Origin of the sequence: Pseudovibrio sp. W74 (genome assembly GCF_001623085.1) — a bacterium.
GTDB lineage: Bacteria > Pseudomonadota > Alphaproteobacteria > Rhizobiales > Stappiaceae > Pseudovibrio.
In genome coordinates this window covers 1-369 of record NZ_LMCJ01000059.1, presented here as the reverse complement: position 1 = coordinate 369, position 369 = coordinate 1, and the positions used below count along the sequence as shown (strand labels likewise).

At 55.3% G+C, this 369-nt stretch carries 1 protein-coding gene; it reads left to right on the top strand.

The features are described from left to right. On the top strand, nucleotides 1-369 hold a 369-nt coding region (locus tag PsW74_RS25155; protein ID WP_206599959.1), incomplete at both ends, for a TrbI/VirB10 family protein.

The window sequence follows — 369 nt, the reverse complement described above, 5'->3', positions numbered from 1 at the left end:
CAATCTTCTGGTTCCAAAAGGAAGCCGCATGATCTGCCGCTATGAGAGTGCGAAGAAGGTTGGACAGACCCGTATCGGCTTCCAATGTGAGCGTGTTCTCATGGCTGAAAGCCGCGCTGAAATCTACCAGCTCAAAGCCAAGGTTGGTGATGCACAAGGCTACGGCGGCATGTCCGGCCACGTCGATAATCGCTGGTGGGAGAAGTACGGCACTGCTGTGACCACCGTTGCCATTGGCGCAGGTGTTGAATCAGCCGTCACCATGGCCTCTGCCTATGGTTTGGAAGGCTCCGACACAATCGCTTCAGCCCTGACAGGCATCTCGGAGAACGTTGGCGAGTTGTCGGCAAAGTTTATGGAAGACACGGT